Annotated in this window: 14 protein-coding genes and 1 pseudogene; 9 read left to right on the top strand and 6 right to left on the bottom strand. The window is 53.6% G+C overall.

Annotated elements, in window-relative coordinates; genetic code table 11:
* Window positions 1–87 precede the first annotated feature (87 nt).
* Window positions 88–1,077 (bottom strand): annotated as a pseudogene (locus tag MK323_01335) (transposase).
* Between the two features lie 293 nt (window positions 1,078–1,370).
* Here MK323_01335 and MK323_01330 point away from each other — a divergent pair.
* Together MK323_01330 and MK323_01325 are read left to right on the top strand one after the other, a co-directional pair.
* The gene (locus tag MK323_01330; GenBank protein MCH2480810.1) at window positions 1,371–1,949 is read left to right on the top strand and encodes a hypothetical protein; all 579 of its coding nucleotides are present in this window, start codon (window positions 1,371–1,373) and stop codon (window positions 1,947–1,949) included.
* Between the two features lie 332 nt (window positions 1,950–2,281).
* Window positions 2,282–2,842 (top strand): peroxidase-related enzyme, encoded by a 561-nt coding sequence (locus MK323_01325; protein MCH2480809.1) that lies wholly within the window; start codon window positions 2,282–2,284, stop codon window positions 2,840–2,842.
* Between the two features lie 119 nt (window positions 2,843–2,961).
* Here the strand turns inward: MK323_01325 and MK323_01320 are convergent, their stop codons facing one another.
* A complete protein-coding gene (locus tag MK323_01320) occupies window positions 2,962–4,563 on the bottom strand; it encodes a GMC family oxidoreductase N-terminal domain-containing protein (GenBank protein MCH2480808.1) in 1,602 nt (533 codons plus the stop codon).
* Between the two features lie 275 nt (window positions 4,564–4,838).
* Between MK323_01320 and MK323_01315 the strand changes: the two genes are divergently transcribed.
* The 3 genes from MK323_01315 to MK323_01305 all read left to right on the top strand — a co-directional run bounded on the left by MK323_01315 (window position 4,839) and on the right by MK323_01305 (window position 7,216).
* Window positions 4,839–5,219, top strand: coding sequence for a VOC family protein (locus tag MK323_01315; GenBank protein MCH2480807.1), 381 nt, complete (start codon window positions 4,839–4,841; stop codon window positions 5,217–5,219).
* 84 nt (window positions 5,220–5,303) lie between these two features.
* Complete coding sequence (gene argH, locus MK323_01310; GenBank protein ID MCH2480806.1) at window positions 5,304–6,806, top strand: argininosuccinate lyase; 1,503 nt, start codon at window positions 5,304–5,306, stop codon at window positions 6,804–6,806.
* A gap of 104 nt (window positions 6,807–6,910) precedes the next feature.
* Entirely contained in the window at window positions 6,911–7,216 is a 306-nt protein-coding gene (locus MK323_01305; protein ID MCH2480805.1) for a hypothetical protein, read from the top strand.
* A gap of 17 nt (window positions 7,217–7,233) precedes the next feature.
* Here the strand turns inward: MK323_01305 and MK323_01300 are convergent, their stop codons facing one another.
* A complete protein-coding gene (locus MK323_01300) occupies window positions 7,234–7,830 on the bottom strand; it encodes an ACP phosphodiesterase (protein MCH2480804.1) in 597 nt (198 codons plus the stop codon).
* Window positions 7,827–8,516 (bottom strand): HAD family hydrolase, encoded by a 690-nt coding sequence (locus tag MK323_01295; GenBank protein MCH2480803.1) that lies wholly within the window; start codon window positions 8,514–8,516, stop codon window positions 7,827–7,829. The genes MK323_01300 and MK323_01295 overlap by 4 nt, the downstream gene beginning before the upstream one ends.
* A 123-nt stretch (window positions 8,517–8,639) precedes the next feature.
* Between MK323_01295 and MK323_01290 the strand changes: the two genes are divergently transcribed.
* The gene (locus tag MK323_01290; protein ID MCH2480802.1) at window positions 8,640–9,440 is read left to right on the top strand and encodes an alpha-ketoglutarate-dependent dioxygenase AlkB; all 801 of its coding nucleotides are present in this window, start codon (window positions 8,640–8,642) and stop codon (window positions 9,438–9,440) included.
* A gap of 173 nt (window positions 9,441–9,613) precedes the next feature.
* Here the strand turns inward: MK323_01290 and MK323_01285 are convergent, their stop codons facing one another.
* Both MK323_01285 and MK323_01280 read right to left on the bottom strand, forming a co-directional pair.
* Window positions 9,614–11,716: an acetate--CoA ligase family protein gene (locus tag MK323_01285; GenBank protein ID MCH2480801.1), complete on the bottom strand. Its 2,103-nt coding sequence runs from the start codon at window positions 11,714–11,716 to the stop codon at window positions 9,614–9,616.
* Window positions 11,713–12,873 carry an acyl-CoA dehydrogenase family protein gene (locus MK323_01280; protein ID MCH2480800.1) on the bottom strand — a complete coding sequence of 387 codons (1,161 nt, stop codon included), beginning with the start codon at window positions 12,871–12,873 and terminating at the stop codon, window positions 11,713–11,715. Before MK323_01280 ends, MK323_01285 begins: the two co-directional genes overlap by 4 nt.
* 255 nt (window positions 12,874–13,128) lie before the next feature.
* Here MK323_01280 and caiD point away from each other — a divergent pair, with 255 nt between their 5' ends.
* From caiD to MK323_01265, 3 genes are all read left to right on the top strand, one after another.
* A complete protein-coding gene (gene caiD, locus MK323_01275; protein MCH2480799.1) occupies window positions 13,129–13,941 on the top strand; it encodes a crotonobetainyl-CoA hydratase in 813 nt (270 codons plus the stop codon).
* A gap of 13 nt (window positions 13,942–13,954) precedes the next feature.
* Window positions 13,955–14,926, top strand: coding sequence for a 3-hydroxyacyl-CoA dehydrogenase NAD-binding domain-containing protein (locus MK323_01270; protein MCH2480798.1), 972 nt, complete (start codon window positions 13,955–13,957; stop codon window positions 14,924–14,926).
* Between the two features lie 73 nt (window positions 14,927–14,999).
* Complete coding sequence (locus MK323_01265) at window positions 15,000–15,878, top strand: 3-keto-5-aminohexanoate cleavage protein (GenBank protein ID MCH2480797.1); 879 nt, start codon at window positions 15,000–15,002, stop codon at window positions 15,876–15,878.
* Window positions 15,879–15,912: the final 34 nt, after the last annotated feature.

Genomic DNA, 15,912 nt, shown 5'->3' with positions numbered 1-15,912 from the left:
CACCGGATCACCTGCACGATGCAGTGGCTAGCATCTGTATGTCGTCAAACTAAATTGGACAGATGGCGCCCTGATGTAAGAGGCAGTTCAGCTCATCAGGTGTAAATTGTTTTGGTTATCGTAATGCATCTTTCGGCGTATGGCCAAGGTGTCCAATTTAATGGTATGCCTCTGGTCCAGTATTTCCTGCCCCCGTCCATAATACACTCAGCGGGGGTCAGGTTATCCAGTGATTCATGATAGCGCTGATGGTTGTAGTAACTGATAAATCGCTGCAGATGTTCCTGTAGCTCAGCGGGCAGATAGGAGTTGTTCAGCAGAATCTGGTTTTTCATGGACCGATGCCAGCGCTCGATCTTGCCCTGGGTCTGCGGATGATAGGGCCTGCCCCGGGTATGGGTCATTCCGTTTTCTTGCAAATACCCGGATAGTTCGGCCGAGATCTAACACGGGCCGTTGTCGCTTAGCAATCTTGGTTTGTGCCTGACCTTAACCTGGTCCAGTCCGGCAAAGCACAACGCATCACCCAGTGTGTCAGACACATCGCTGGCACTCATCGAAGTGCACAGCCACCAGGCCACCGTTGGGGTCGGCTTGCGATCCTCAAGGCCGTCAACTCCGTTATCCTGGTAACGCTGTAACCAGTGGCAGAAAGTAGAGCGGTGAATATCAAGCCGTCTGAAGGATAGGCTGGATGACTCGAGCAGACGGATCATTTGGTATTTCTCTGAGGCCGAATATCTCAGGTATCGTCCTCCCCATCTGTGATCACACTTTTTTTGAGCAGGCGGTTTTCCATGACCTGTTCCGCCAGAGCCTCCTTTAAGGCGGCTGATTCTGCACGTAAATCTTTGACTTCCTCGGAGGTCGCTTCACGCCTGCCTCAAGAAACTCCTTCGACCAGCGGTAATAGACATTGCTGTTGATGCCTTCGCGAGGGCACAGTTCAGCAATACTGTCCTCACCTGGAAGGCCCTCCAGTACAACACGAATCTTCTCTTCGGCAGAATAATGACGCCGGGTGACTCTACGGATGTCTCGAACCGTCTTCTCTGCGCTTCTTTTGCCTGTCATCATCGTCTCCTCTTTGAGTTAACGATGAGCTAAAACCCCCTCTTAGGCAATCAGACTATTCTGTCCAACTTCCGCTGACGGGGTACAGTTTTGTCTGCGGGATGTTGTTTTCCACCAACGGCCTATCTATAGCCCAGTCGGAGGGGTCTGGACATAAATGGTATGTGACAGTCTGTTGTATCTATTGGGAGTTACCATCAGTTTGTAGAAGCGAAGGTGGTTAAAGTATTCAGTAACAAAGGTGGTTACTTTTCAGTTAGGATGGCACTGCCTTAACCTAAAACTTAGGAGCTACAATGTCTCTGGACGAACGACGAAAAGCCCTCGAAGATGAGTTTTTCCGCACGAAGGATAATGAGAATATTGAGAAATTGCGCGCGGAGGCGAGTGCGAGGGAAAAGTTAGGGTCCCTGCGAAAAGTATCAGGAATCAGTGATGAAAAACTACTCGGCAAGATGATTGACTTGGGCATAAGCGAAGAGACGCTTTGTGCAATTCGTTTAGTTCCAATGGTCGCTGTAGCCTGGGCCGATGACGAACTGCATGCGAAGGAACGCGAAGCGATTTTGAAAGGTGCAAAGGCCTACGGAGTTGAAAAAGATAGCGTTGCCTATGAGCTTCTGAACGGTTGGCTCGACTTCAAACCCCCAGCGAGTCTGTTAGATGCCTGGTCTGAATACATCGCTACTCTTAAAGAGCACCTGAGTGACGAACAAAACGAGGTAATCAAGACTCAAATTGTGGGTCGTGCGCGAGATATCGCACAAAGCGCTGGTGGTTTCCTGGGACTTGCTACGATTTCCGAACCCGAGAAGAAGATTATCGAACAATTGGAATCGGTTCTCTACACTCCAGACAACCTATCGCCGTTATAAATGTCCTTTATCTTTTTTTCTATCTCCTTTAATCGAAGTTTTGCCTCCGCTTGACGCGCCTCTGCTTAAATTCGAAGTCGATTCTGTTTCTCTTGATAAGCCTGAATTACTGCAATTCTCTCTTTCTCAGAGAGCATGTCCCAACGTTCTACCTGAATACCATATGCAGTAGGTGAACATCCTGGCAAAAACACTGGCATGAGTAATACAAGTGCGACAATCAAGAACACAGAAATTCTAGAGCCGACGATCATGGGGAACGACATCTATTGGTTGATAAAGATTACTAGCGGCAAAAGCTATAGAGAATACATCATTGAAGAAAACGGACAATGACCTGGATTGAATCGATATCACGGGCAAAGGCAGCTGGCCGCTTGAAAACCCTGTACGAGAAATATCAGCGACCGAACGGCACCATTGCCAACATCTACAGTGCCCACTCGCTACGCCCGCATACCCTAGAAGGCCATACGGCACTCTACCGGGCTGTTCTCGGACATACTGGTAATGTACTGGCACTGTGGTATTTAGAGGCAGTGGGTCTTTATGTCAGTATCCTCAACCAGTGTACCTATTGCATAGATCATCATAACCATGCAGGCGGGCTGGCGTATGCCGGAAAGCCGGAGGCATGGTCGGCCATTGCCGATGCGCTGATGGGTGATCGCTTAGAGGAAGTATTCGGTGGTAAGGAATTGGCCCTGCTGGGCTATGTACGGGCCTTGACCCTTGACCCGGCGACACTGACGGCTGAATCGATCGAAACGCTGCGAGAAGCCGGAGCCAGTGATGGTGAGATCTTGGAGGTTAACCAGGTTGCCGGGTACTTCGCTTACGCAAATCGGGTCGTCCTGGGTCTTGGGGTGACACTGGATGGAGAAACACGCTGAAAACGATCGAATCTATATTTTGTTCAAGTCCCGCCAACAGACGGTGTACCGGATACTGTTAAATACTCATCATAAAGATGGAATCTCATCAAGAATAGCGTCAACATTTCACCGAACGATTACCCCTGTTCGGCGAGAATCATGTCCGCGGCTTTTTCACCGATCATAATGCAGGCGGCATTCGTGTTGCCGGAGACTAGTGTCGGCATGATAGAACCGTCAGCGATGCGTAACCCTTCGATACCGTGTACCTGTAATCGGTCGTTGACTACGGCGTTCTCATCATTGCCCATGCGGCAGGTGCCGACCGGATGATAGGCCGTTTCTGCGGTTTTACCGATCCACTCGATTATCTCGCCATCACTTTGCACGTCGGGCCCAGGCTTGAACTCGATACCGCGAAACTGATCCATCGCCGGCGCCTGCATCAGACGCCTGGTGAAACGCACGGCCTCTACCAGGGTCTGGCGGTCAAGCGGGTTGGACAAGAAATTGAAACGAATAGCCGGCGCTTCATGTGGGTCCGTGGACTTGATGTGAATTGACCCCAGACTTTCCGGGCGCAACTGGTAAACGGTAATCGTCATACCAGGTTCGTCAAGCAATTGGCGTGTGGTGGGGGAAAACGCATACGGGACGAGATGGAGCTGGGCGTCGGGGCTCTCCAGGTCGGCATGAGTTTTAATGAAAGCGACAAGCGGGGCCGACGGAAGACTCAAAAAGCCATCCTTATTGATTGCGTATTTGGCAACTTGCCACAGGAGCCCAAGACCGCGTGCCCGATCGTTGAACGTTACACCACGTTTGCTGATTGTCCAGCCCATGCGTGGAGCGATGTGATCGCGCAAACTCTCGCCAACGCCCGGCAAAGCATGGCACACCTCAATCCCCTGAGATTTCAACAGGGCAGGTTGTCCAATTCCAGATAGCTCCAGAAGCTGCGGCGAATTGATCGACCCGCAGCATAGGATCACCTCCGTACGCGCCTGGGCATCGATAGTACGACCGTCTACCGAATAGCTGATGCCTGTGCATTGTTTCCCGTTTAACGTCAGACGGCGGGCCAAGGCCTCGGTCACAATGGTTAGGTTCGGACGAGACCTCGCCGGTGCCAGATAGGCCACCGCCGAGCTCATGCGTTTCCCGCCGCGAATGGTGGTCTGGGTTTTGCACAGGCCGGTCTGGTCAGCACCGTTGTAGTCTGGATTGTTCGGTAAACCGATCTCTTCGCCGGCGGCAACCAAGGCATCGTACAGCGGATTCTGATCGGCAACTTCGCTGACATGCAGTGGCCCACCTTGCCTACGCCATTCATCTGCCCCCGGTTCGTAGTTCTCCATGCGCTGGAAGATCGGCAGAACATCGTCGAAGCTCCAGCCCCGATTGCCTAATTGTGCCCAAGTGTTGTAATCCAAGGGCTGACCGCGTACATATACTAAACCGTTGATAGCACTCGAACCGCCAAGTATCCGGCCGCGGGGAACCGGTATTGGCCGATTGGCCATTACCGGTTCGGGTTCGGACGCATAGCACCAATTGACTTTCGGATTGTCGATGAAGCGGCTGAAGCTGATCGGCACTGGTGTGAGGGGATGACTTATTTTCCCCGCTTCGATTAGTAGCACAGTGAAGCGTCGATCCGCGCTCAAGTGGTTTGCCAGTACACAGCCAGCCGAGCCAGCGCCGACAATGATGAAATCAAAAGTGTGGGTTACATTCATCGTTAGATCATCTATAGAAATTTCTCTGTGTTTTAGGTGCGGACGGTCACATGCTCGGATGCGATTAAACGATAAGTCATTATTTTACGCCCATAAACAGTCCCCACCGATTATTGCCAGAATGAGCTCGGTTCAGTTTACTGCGCCGATTTTCAATCAACTCGTCCTGATCAAGCAAAGACTTTGTTGTTTTTTCTATCGAAGTGGCCAACAATCATAAGCACGTTTCAATGTGTGGTGTCGCTACTCAAAATCGGACATAGGGAGAAATGGTGATGACTAGGATCGATGAACGCCCACCAGTATGGATCGGGCACGTATTCATGCCGGTGACGGACGTCAATCAATCTGCCGCGTTCATGTGCAAACTCGGGATGCGGGAGATTTTCCAAGCAGACAATATTGCTGTTCTCGAACTACGCGGCGGTACGCATTTATTGCTTCGACCTGCCTCCGATCCGATTACGCCAGGTACTGTGGCACCTTTCGATCTCATGGTGGACAACCTGGAGACCAGTCACGAGAAATTTGAAGCGCTTAAACTATCGCCATCTACTATTCAGGACGATGCGTTTCACCGGTCATTCACACTTTGTGACCCATCCGGTTACGCAATCACTGTGAATTCCAGTCACGTGTCAGACTCGCCAGTGTAAGCAGGCTTTAGATCAGTCTCATCCGACTTTTTTATTCTGGATAGAGTCAGCACAAACTCGAGTAATCGTCCGAAGTGGAGTGAAATGAAATCTGACATCTTTCTTGAAAAGGCCCGATTGGGCCCACGTAATAAAGTGCTTGTCGAACACGATGAAAAACGCCACTTGCCTGGAATCAAAAGACGCTTCAAAGCATATATACACGTCGATCTTGCGCATGTTGTGATGTTGGTCGAGCGCGATATTTTGGACACACAGCGCGGTAGACGTTTGCTTGGCGCACTGCTCGAAATCCAGGAGCTCGGTGCAGGGGGCTTCCCGTGGGTCGCCGAGTCGGGTTCATGCCTCGTCCAGTTTGAAGGCTTTATCACAGAGCACTGCGGGGAGGACATCGCTGGTCGATTACAGACAGGCAGAAGTCGTAATGACCAAGAAGCAGCTGTGGAAAGGCTCTACTTTCGTGATCTGTTGTTGGAGTTGTTTACGCTACTCAGTAACTTGGAGCGGCAAATCATCGAGCGCTCAATTCGCCATGCAGATTTAATAATGCCGGGCTATACACACCTCCAACATGCACAGCCATGGACTTTCGGACACTATTTGATGCGTGAAGCTTTCATCTTCGAGCGGGATCTGCAGCGTATGCAGGGATTGTATGCACGGACAAATCTGAGCTCGTTAGGCGGCGCTGCTCAAGTTGGCACCTCTTGGCCATTAGATCGAGAACGCACGGCTGCTTTGCTAGGGCACGAAGGTCTTGTCGTCAACGCCAACGATGCTGGAGAGTTCGCCCGTGATCATATTGAAGAGGCAATAGCTGTACTTAGTATTATGATGAGCAATCTTGGTCGATTCGCAACGGATCTTTACGTTTGGAGCTCGTGGGAATTTTCCTTATTGGAAATTGACGATGGGTTGGCGGGTACCAGCAGCATCATGCCGCAAAAGAAAAACCCGCATGCGCTCGAGCGAATTAAATCATTGGCCGGACAGTCTGCAGGCTGGTTACCGGCGGTAATGAGTTGTCAACGCGGCGTGCTATCGACCGATCTGGATATGGTGTACGGTGAGGATATCGTTTCGAACGCCACCGATGCTTGCCGGGATGCGCTGGAATTGATGACAGAATGTGTGCGTACATTGATTCTGCATGAGTCGACAATGCGAGAGCGCGCCGATGTTTACTGGAGTACAGCAAGTCACGTGGCAGATGAGATTGTACGTCGCTTTGATTTTCCGTTCAGAGTCGCACATCACGTCGTAGGTGCATTCGTTAAAGCGTCAATTGAAGCCGGTGAGCCGGTGTCTAAAGCTTCATCAACCCGGCTCGACGAGGCGGCGTTGGCAATTGCAGGACGCTCGTTAGAGATTGGTGATGCTGAACTCCGTAAAATGTTAAATGCAGAGTCGTTTATTCAGTCCCGTGTCACAATTGGTAGCGCTAACCCAATGGAGGTGGTCCGCCAGGCTGATCAAGTGGCTAGCGATCTCGCGGTTCATCAGCAATGGCTCGTTGAACGATGTGCTCGGATCGATGCAGCATTAACCGATTTGCACAAACAGGCACGACATCTATCGGCTCCCTGAGAACACACCGGTAATTAGATTGTTCCACTACACAAGAATCTCGTTACATTTAAAATGCCTGGGCTAGCCTCGATTCAACACAGTGAATGGTCTTGGAGTTATTCATGGAACTAGATGAAACCCCCCTGGAGTTTGACGACGCGGCTGAACGTATGATTGAGCTTGGTAACCGATTAATTGATGCAGATGATGAGTCGGACCGCTGGGAGGTGGCGTCTGGTCTTTTAGCCGGTGCCGTGCATTTTTGGCTCTACACGCGCCAACCCTGCGGAGAGCCGTACTGTGAGAGTTGTGCCGATATCGATACTGCGGACAAACGTGTGCGGCAGTTGATTGAGGAAGCCAGCCGTTTTGCCCAGGAAAGTGAGTATTTTCACACCCCGCTGGATGCCGATGCAGGATCGGCTTAGGCGCCCGGGCGAAATGGTTATTCTTCCTGTGTGATCTCCACCTGCCGGGTCTGAACGAAAGTGCACAACTCGGGGAAGAACGACCGGAAATCCTGACGGTAGGCTTCGTAGCATCGACTGAGTTCGGCCGCACCGTGTTCCATGTGTGATTCGAATCGGGCTCGCTGGGCCATCTGTGTCAGGACTTTCCCCGTGCCGATTATGCTGGCGTAGCTCAACAACACCCGGTTTTGGGTCATGTAATCGAAAAACCGGCGAGCGCGTTCGGGGAATTCAGCCAGCCGGGGTCGCAGCATTGACTCGACCGAGCCCGCGTAGGCCTCAAGAGACTGTGGATGATACGTGTCCCAATCTCGGGCCAGGAAATGATCGAGGAAAACATCTGCCACGACACTTGAGTATCGGCCAAACACATGCCACATCCGTTTTTTGGAGCGGCGTACAGTGTCGTGGGTATCGGTAAAACGGTCGATTTCCCGGTGTAAGCGGACACCGGCCTGAACAGCAGGTTTTAATCGTCTGTACTGGTCTCCGCGGACTGCATCGCCGATGAAATTGCCGATCACCAGGTCTTCGATATCGCCCGACAGATAAAGATGCGCCAGATAGTTCACCGCGGAATACCCGCCTTGGCTGTTGTCTGTTGCCAGGTATTCTTGAAGTAGTGGTGCAGCGCCTGCGGTTTTTCGAACATAAGGTCAGGTGCTTTGCTTTTGAGTCTTATAGAAGATTGCCAGCCCCAGGTTACAGCTACCGCGTTGACACCGGCGTTCTGCGCGGCTTCAATGTCGCCTACGGTATCGCCAATCATCCAGGTGGAGGCAGGCTGTGCATGGTTCGTTTCAAGAGCGTTGATAATGTGGTCAACTTTACCGCCGGGCTGTTCGTTTCCATAGATACAACCCATCAAGCTGGTTAGTTGTGCAGCATCGAGTCGTTGCCGAACAATCGCCGAATGATTGGCTGTAACAACACAGAGCGTGTAGTGTCGGGCCAGGTCGGTTAGCATTTTGGGTATTCCTTTAAACAGCGGTACTTTCAGTGGATCGCGGTTCAGGGCCTGGAACAGATACCGTGCGTAGTCCCTAACGTAGGCTTGACTGATGCCTGCGGCCTCAATGAGGCCCGCCAGCGTCGCCGATTCCATCGCATCGACATCGGTTGTCTTAAGCCCTTCTCCGAGTCCGTGCTCACGACAGAAGATGGTCGTATATTCACTGAGCGTATTCAGAGAGTCAGCCAGTACACCGTCGTAGTCGAATAAGAGCAGGCCCCGATTCCGGGGCGATGTTGAATTCAACAGGGTATCTCCCCATCGTTCGTTAGCGAGCCAAGTTAAACATTCTGGCGGTCATTGTCGCATTACTGGCAATCGATCGGTGCATAATCTGGTGGCAGATTTCCGAATAGACCTGTACAACAGATGACTTCGACCGACCCATCTTGCCTGATCGATACTGGACGATACCCGCTGGACGAACCATTTTCTGTCGAGGACCAGCTGTTCATTGCCCGAAGCAGGGCACGTTTTGCACAGTCCGGTCTATTGGTGCTGCACGGTTTCATACGTGACTCAGCGCTGACACTGATGAAACGCGAAGCGTTAATGGTTGAGCCACATGCCTACTTTGTTGACAGTACCCACAATGTTTACCTGACGGACACGCCGGACGGTCTGCCGGCTGACGATCCTGCGACCTGGCAGGAGCAGACCAGCGTCGGTTCTGTGCCTTTCGACTGTATTCCATTAGGAGGCCCGCTCAGGCAGATCTATGACTGGGACCCGTTTAAGGCTTTTATACGAGGTGTACTCGGTGCTCCTGAACTGTATCGATTTGAGGATCCACTGGGGGCGTGTTCCATCAATGTTTTTCGGGACGGTGGTCGGCATGGTTGGCACTTCGACGAATCGGAGTTCAGCGTGACACTGATGCTTCAGGCGCCGGATAAAGGCGGTACGTTTGAGTACATCCCTGGTCTTCGTGGGCGTGCAGACGAAGCAAAGATCATTAAACGCGTGTGTCAAGGAGAACGCAGTGAGGTGGAGCAACTGCCATTTACGGAGGGGACCCTGCTGATTTTCAATGGTTCACGTTCTCTGCACCGTGTGACTGATGTCAGCGGAACCCGTTCTCGGCTGGTACCCGTATTGTGTTTCAGTACCCGGCCGGGTACGTGCAACAGCGAAGCCGTACGGACTTATTTCTGGGGTCGGGCCGGTTGAGGTGAACGGCACAGACTTGATCATTGGTGGAGGCGGATCTGCCGGTGTGGCACTGGCTGGACTGATCGCGAGGGAATAGAGCGTGCGTGTGCGGTTACCTGAGGTGGGCCTGGATTACGGTTACCACAGTGCAGGCCAACGGCCTGTTGGATGCCGCGGAATTCACAAAAAGACTAAAGCGCTTCTGGATCCACGCGAAGCAGCACATCGGCCGCGGTACAGCCGTCCGGGTGGACAATCAATGGGTTGATGTCGAGTTCATGGAGTTTGGCACCAAGCCGGTGGGCAAAGTCAACGACGGTACAGATGGTGTCGACAAGCCGGTCAACGTCTGCGGCGGGTCGATTCCGGAACCCTCGCAGCAGTTTGGCCACCTGCAGCGAGTGCAACGCTGCAGCGATCTCTTCGCGCGGGGTCGGTAGAAGTACGGTCACACTGTCGGCTACCAGTTCTACCAGTGCGCCGCCGCTAGCCAGTGTCAGGGTGTGACCGAATTGCTCATCATTGCGGATACCAACCAGCAGTTCAGCGATTGAATTGGCCACCATCTTTTCAACCAGGAAGCACTCTTTCGGTAGGTTTGGTGAATAGTCTCGCACCGCCTGCTGGATTGCCTTTGCAGCATCGCTCACCTGGATTGCCGACTCAAGGTTTAGTCTCACCGCGCCCGCTTCGGTCTTATGCGGCAGGTCTGCACTGACCAGTTTCAGGGCCACAGGATAGCCCAGTTGATCAGCCGCAGCCGAGACACCGGCAACTGTGACCAATTCTCCAGCCGGAATCGGGATGCCGATGCTTTCCAGCAGTTTCTTGCCCTGCCATTCATCGAGTGTGACGCTGTTGGCAGTCCGCCCCGCGAATTCAAATGAGATCGATCGGGCCTGAGCCAGATGTTTTTTGCGCTGCCTACCAAACACGGTTGCCGCGGCAATTGCCTGTACGGACTCACCGATTCCCTGCAGCGGGGCCGTATTGTGGTCTTTCAGGAATTGCTGGATCTGGGCATCAAGGTTCTCTGGCAGGCTGCTACATACCGCGCCCGGAATGCCTGCTTCACGTGTCGCCCGAATAAATGCGCGCGCGTCGGCCTGGTACAGGTGGCGGTCTTCTTCAAGATGAGGTGGGGGATAATCCTGGACCAGTAATGCTGCATCGTAATCATCTTCGACCAGTGCGCTGAAGACCGGTTTGAGCTTTTCCTCGTGGCCCCACATCGGGGTGGTGTAATCCAGCGGATTGGAGACGGTTGCGATGGCCGGCAGTAGGGTCGTGAGAGTGTGCCTGGCTGCAGGCGAAGGGGCTTTGAAGTCGATTCCGCACTCTTCTCCCTGGTCAGCCAACATGGCAACGTCACCTCCGGAGCAGGTAAAAGCGGCCAGTCTCCGACCAGCTGGTGCCCCCGCGATCGTCAGCAGGTTGAGTGTTTCCAGCATCAGGCTGGGTGTAGACACCCGAACCACACCCAGCCGGTCAAACAGTGCTTGGTAAAGGGTATCGCTGCCGGCGAGGGATGCGGTGTGGGTCAGTGTGGTGCGGGCGGCAAGCTCAGAGCGCCCGACCTTGATTACGACGAGTGGTCTATTTTGGTCCAGCGCGGTCAGGGCAGCTTTTGCGAACCGCGGAATGTCTCGAAGCGATTCGAGATAGATGCCGAAGGCGGTGACTTCTGACCGGGTCAGTAATGCTTCAAGGTAGTCTTCGACACCCAGGACAGACTGGTTGCCCGCACCAATCACGTAGGAAAAATTTACCGATCGCCGATTGGTGAGCAGATATCCCGACAGCATTCCAGACTGCGAGATGATTGCCGGACCTTGGGTCACACGCTGACCACCGTGGCTGTAAGGCCACAGATGAGCGCCCTGAATGTAATTGAGCAGGCCAAACACATTGGGCCCAACGAGAGCAAGGTCACCGGACACTTCGATCAATTTCTGCTCCAATGCTTCACCGTCGGCGCCCAGTTCTCCGAAGCCCGCGCTGTAGCAGACGACACCGCCTGCACCGCGCTTGCGCAGCTGGTCGACTACAGTGGGGACCACGGGCGCCGGCACTGCAACAAATGCGGCATCGGGTGCTTCCGGAAGGTCATCCACACTGGCGAAACAGGGATGTTCGTCCAGTTGATGGCGCTTTGGGTTGACACCCCAAATCTGACCGTTGAAGCCACCGGCTGCACACTGGCGTGAAGCATACAGCGCTTCGTTCCCACCGACAAAAGCAATGTGCCTGGGGGCGAGCAGCCGCTGCAGATTTTCTTTCTGGTTGGGTGTCATGCTCCAAGCGGGCGCAATAGAGCACGGCTGATGATATGTCGCTGAATCTCAGAGGTGCCCTCCCAGATGCGCTCCAGACGAGAATCCCGCCACAGTCGTTCAACCGGCAGCTCTTCCATCAGACCCATGCCGCCAAAAATCTGAACGGCATGGTCGGCCAGGCGTTGCAGCATTTCAGACGCATACAGCTTGCACATGGCCGCATCTGTAGGGGTCATCCGGCTCTGATCTGCCTTGTGCGCCGCGTGCATGACCAGCAGGTCTGCGGCCTGCAGTTCAGTCGCCATATCTGCCAGTTTGAAAGATGTGCCCTGGAATTTGCCAATGCTCTGGCCGAACTGTTTACGATTGGCCGCCCAGTCGATCGACAGATCCAGCAGACGTTCCGCCCGTCCGCAGCAACCGGCACCCACCCAGACCCGCCCCATCTTGATCCACTTATCTGCCAGGATGAGACCTTCGCCTTCTTCTCCCAGTACTTGACCGGGTCCGACACGGCAGTCATTGAAAGACAGTACAAAGTTCAGGTAGGCGCGCTGGCTGACACAGCGGGGTCCGCGTACGATCTCAAAACCCGGATGTCCGCGGTCAACCAGAAACGCCGTGACCCGTTTACGTGGGCCTCGATCGGTTTCATCGATCCCAGTCACTGCAAAAACAATGGCAAAATCCGGCAGGACGTGACTGCTGACGAAATGTTTGGAGCCATTGATGACCCAGTCGTTCCCGACCTTTTCTGCCCGGGTTGCCATGGAGTAGATGTCGGATCCGGCACCGGGTTCGGTGATGGCAAAACATTCGGTTTTTTCCGCTCGAACGCAGGGGTCCAGATAAAGCTCTATCTGGTCGCCCTCGCAGGCCATCAGCAGTTCCGTCGGACGCCACGCAAAGCCGTTGAGGGCGTGTGAGACCTTGCCGAATTCCCGTTCAAGAACGGCCAGGCTGGTGTAGTCAAGACCACCGCCTCCGACCGATTCAGGCAGGTTAGCAGCATAGAAGCCCATCTCGATTGCTTTACGGGTGATCTGTTGCCCAAGCTCAGGGGCTACTTCGCCTTGTTTTTCGACTTCGTTTTCGTGGGGCAGAAGTTCCTCAGAGACAAAAGCTCGTGCGGAATTGGCCAGCATGCGCTGTTCTTCAGTGAGTTCAAGATCCATTTGCTTCCCGCCTTGATGGTACGGCGCTGTTGAAAACCGCCTCGGAATCGGCGGACAGCAGCGCTTGAGCGTTTTGTTCAGTACATCATCTTATTGTGGGGTAGCGTGAATTTCCATCGAAGTACAGACGATTTTACGCCGATGTCCTAGAATCACCTGCCCGATAGATTGGGTCCAGGCGCTATTATCGCGCCAGCTTTAGACCAGAGATACCAGGCTTAGCGACCCCTGACGATTGGTCGCAGTGAGGAAAAAATGACGGACCGAAGTGAAGAACTGATGGTAGAGCGACGTGGTGCGGTTCTTGAGATCACGTTGAACAGGCCCAAAGTTAACGCAATAGATTTTACCCTTAGCCGGATGCTCAATGATGCAATCGTGACTTTGCGCGATGATCCGGCCCTGCGCGTAGGTTTACTGACCGCAACGGGTGATCGGGTTTTTTCAGCCGGCTGGGACTTGAAAGCAGTAGACAGTGGTGAGCAGCAACTGGATAACTGGTGGGAGGCTGACGTTGATCTACCAGGCGGTTTTGCCGGCCTCACAGAAATGTGGGATCTCAACAAACCGGTGATCGTGGCCCTGAACGGATTGACCATAGGCGGCGGGTTTGAACTGGCGATGGCATGCGACCTGATTATTGCTGCTGATCACGTCGAGTTCGCATTGCCTGAGATGCCGCTGGGTATAGTACCGGATGCAGGGGCCATACAGCGCCTGCCGCGCCGACTCCCTTACAACATAGCGATGGAGATGTTGCTTCTGGGTCGCCGGATGCCGGCTGAGGAGGCGGCCCGGCACGGGTTGGTCAATGCAGTGGTACCGGCAGATACACTGATGATACGTGCGCGTGAATGGGCTGATCAGATTGCCAATTCGGCGCCACTGGCTGTTCAGACCGTAAAAGAAGTGTTGCGCGCAATCGAAGGTGATACGGTGGAGAAAGCCTTTCAGACGATGCGTACCGAAGACCTGCCGGTTTATCGCAAAATGCTCAGGTCAGAGGATGCGAAAGAGGGGGTACGGGCTTTCGTAGAGAAGCGAAAACCGGTTTTTCGCGGTGAATAGGAATCGATGACACATGAAAACTAAAAAAATACAACGTGTAGCGCTGGTCGGGGGCGGGGTTATCGGTAGTGGATGGGCAACACGGTGTCTTGCCCACGGGCTGTCGGTGGTCGTGACAGATCCTTCCCCTGCTGCGGCTGAGATGGTCTTGAAGACTGTTGACAGCGCCTGGCCGATACTCGAACAGGCTGGCCTCGACGAAAAAGCCGATCGCAGCAAACTGGAATTTGTCCCTGACATTAAGACTGCTGTCGCGGGTGCGGATTTTGTTCAGGAAAACGTACCGGAGCGCGAGGATCTCAAGATTGCTGTGCACGAAGAGATCGGACGACACGCCAAAGGCGACATTGTGGTTGCCTCGAGTTCATCGGGGTTACTGCCCAGCCGTCTCCAGTCTCGCTGCCGGAGACCGGAGCGACTGGTAATCGGTCATCCCTTTGCCCCAGTTTATCTTTTGCCGCTGGTTGAAGTCGTGGGCGGTGAGCAGACCAGCCTCGAGTTTGTGCGTGCCGCCGGTGCGTTTTATCGCCAGATCGGCATGCGCCCACTTCATGTTAGAAAAGAGGTTGAAGCTTACATTGCGGACAGATTGCAGGAATCGCTCTACCGGGAAGCGCTTCATCTTATAAATGATGGGATTGCGACAGTATCTGAGATCGACGCTGCTGTCACTGGAGGCCCAGGTTTAAGATGGGCGTTCATGGGCACTTTTATGGCGTGGCATCTGGCTGGGGGGCCAGGTGGTATGCGCCATACTATCGAGCAGTTCGGACCGGCGCTTGAATTACCCTGGTCGCATATGAAAGCCCCCGAGTTGACCGAGGAACTCAAGAACAGGATTGTAGACGGTTGCGAGGTCGAATCGGGTGATCGGGATTTCAATGAACTGGAGCAACGACGTGACCGGTGTCTGGTGGAAATCCAGAAAGTGCTGGATAAATACTGGTACCCACCCGGGCAAGATGGTTGGCCTGAGATGAGTTAAGAAGATGCAGAAATAAGTGTTGTGAATGGAGAGAGGCGGAACTGAAAGCAGTAATAAGGAGAACACCATGGAGATGAACAGAGAAGTGGTCGTCACCTGTGCGGTGACTGGAGCAGGTGATACCGTCGGCAAGCATCCCGACGTGCCTGTCACGCCGGAACAGATTGCTAATGCGGCAATAGAGGCGGCGGATGCCGGGGCCGCGATCGTCCACATCCACGTGCGCGACCCGGAAACGGGTATTGGCAGCCGTGACATCGACCTGTTCAAAGATACGGTGGAACGGGTTCGAAACAGTGGGCGAGATGTATTGATCAATCTGACAGCGGGTATGGGAGGGGATCTTGTGGTCGACGACGATGATCCAACCATTGCAGGTGAGGGTTCTGATATGGTCAACGCGGAAACAAGAATGGCTCATGTCGAACTACTGCGGCCAGATATTGCCTCGCTTGATTGTGGCACTATCAATTTTAGCGATAGCAACCTTATCTATGTGCAGACCCCCAACATGCTCCGCAGCATGGCCGCGCGTTACCAGGAAATTGGTGTTAAAACTGAAATGGAGGTATTCGATCTCGGTCATCTGAGGTTTGCCAATCAATTGGTCAGTGAGGGCTTGATCGATTCGCCGGCCATGTATCAGGTATGTCTGGGTATTCCTTGGGGTGCGGGGGCTGATCCAGCAACTATGAGCGCGATGGTTGGACAGCTACCGCCCGACGTATTCTGGTCTGGATTCGGTATCAGCCGTGCCCAGATGCCGATGGTGGCGCAGGCGATGCTGCTTGGTGGCAACGTGCGGGTCGGTTTGGAAGACAATCTGTATCTGGAAAAAGGTGTATTCGCGAGCAATGGCGAATTGGTCGATAAAGCAGTTCGGATAATTCGTGAGCTGGGCGGTCGACCTTGCAGCGCAGATGAAACCCGGGCTAAGCTGGGGATAAAGTAGGACTCGTTGCAAGTTCGGGCGACCCGGGTCCCCG

The organism is Gammaproteobacteria bacterium (genome assembly GCA_022450155.1).
In the GTDB taxonomy this organism is placed as follows: domain Bacteria; phylum Pseudomonadota; class Gammaproteobacteria; order Arenicellales; family UBA868; genus REDSEA-S09-B13.
The sequence above is the reverse complement of the archived record's forward strand: the minus strand, read 5'-3'. Positions and strand labels throughout refer to the sequence as shown.

What these genes read in the sequence shown, in the direction of transcription:
- MK323_01330 (MCH2480810.1), top strand. Translation starts at nt 1,371, where the DNA reads ATGTCTCTGGACGAACGACGAAAAGCCCTCGAAGATGAGTTTTTCCGC.
- MK323_01325 (MCH2480809.1), top strand. Translation starts at nt 2,282, where the DNA reads ATGACCTGGATTGAATCGATATCACGGGCAAAGGCAGCTGGCCGCTTG.
- MK323_01320 (MCH2480808.1), bottom strand. Translation starts at nt 4,563, where the DNA reads ATGAATGTAACCCACACTTTTGATTTCATCATTGTCGGCGCTGGCTCG.
- MK323_01315 (MCH2480807.1), top strand. Translation starts at nt 4,839, where the DNA reads ATGACTAGGATCGATGAACGCCCACCAGTATGGATCGGGCACGTATTC.
- argH (MCH2480806.1), top strand. Translation starts at nt 5,304, where the DNA reads ATGAAATCTGACATCTTTCTTGAAAAGGCCCGATTGGGCCCACGTAAT.
- MK323_01305 (MCH2480805.1), top strand. Translation starts at nt 6,911, where the DNA reads ATGGAACTAGATGAAACCCCCCTGGAGTTTGACGACGCGGCTGAACGT.
- MK323_01290 (MCH2480802.1), top strand. Translation starts at nt 8,640, where the DNA reads ATGACTTCGACCGACCCATCTTGCCTGATCGATACTGGACGATACCCG.
- MK323_01285 (MCH2480801.1), bottom strand. Translation starts at nt 11,716, where the DNA reads ATGACACCCAACCAGAAAGAAAATCTGCAGCGGCTGCTCGCCCCCAGG.
- MK323_01280 (MCH2480800.1), bottom strand. Translation starts at nt 12,873, where the DNA reads ATGGATCTTGAACTCACTGAAGAACAGCGCATGCTGGCCAATTCCGCA.
- caiD (MCH2480799.1), top strand. Translation starts at nt 13,129, where the DNA reads ATGACGGACCGAAGTGAAGAACTGATGGTAGAGCGACGTGGTGCGGTT.
- MK323_01270 (MCH2480798.1), top strand. Translation starts at nt 13,955, where the DNA reads ATGAAAACTAAAAAAATACAACGTGTAGCGCTGGTCGGGGGCGGGGTT.
- MK323_01265 (MCH2480797.1), top strand. Translation starts at nt 15,000, where the DNA reads ATGAACAGAGAAGTGGTCGTCACCTGTGCGGTGACTGGAGCAGGTGAT.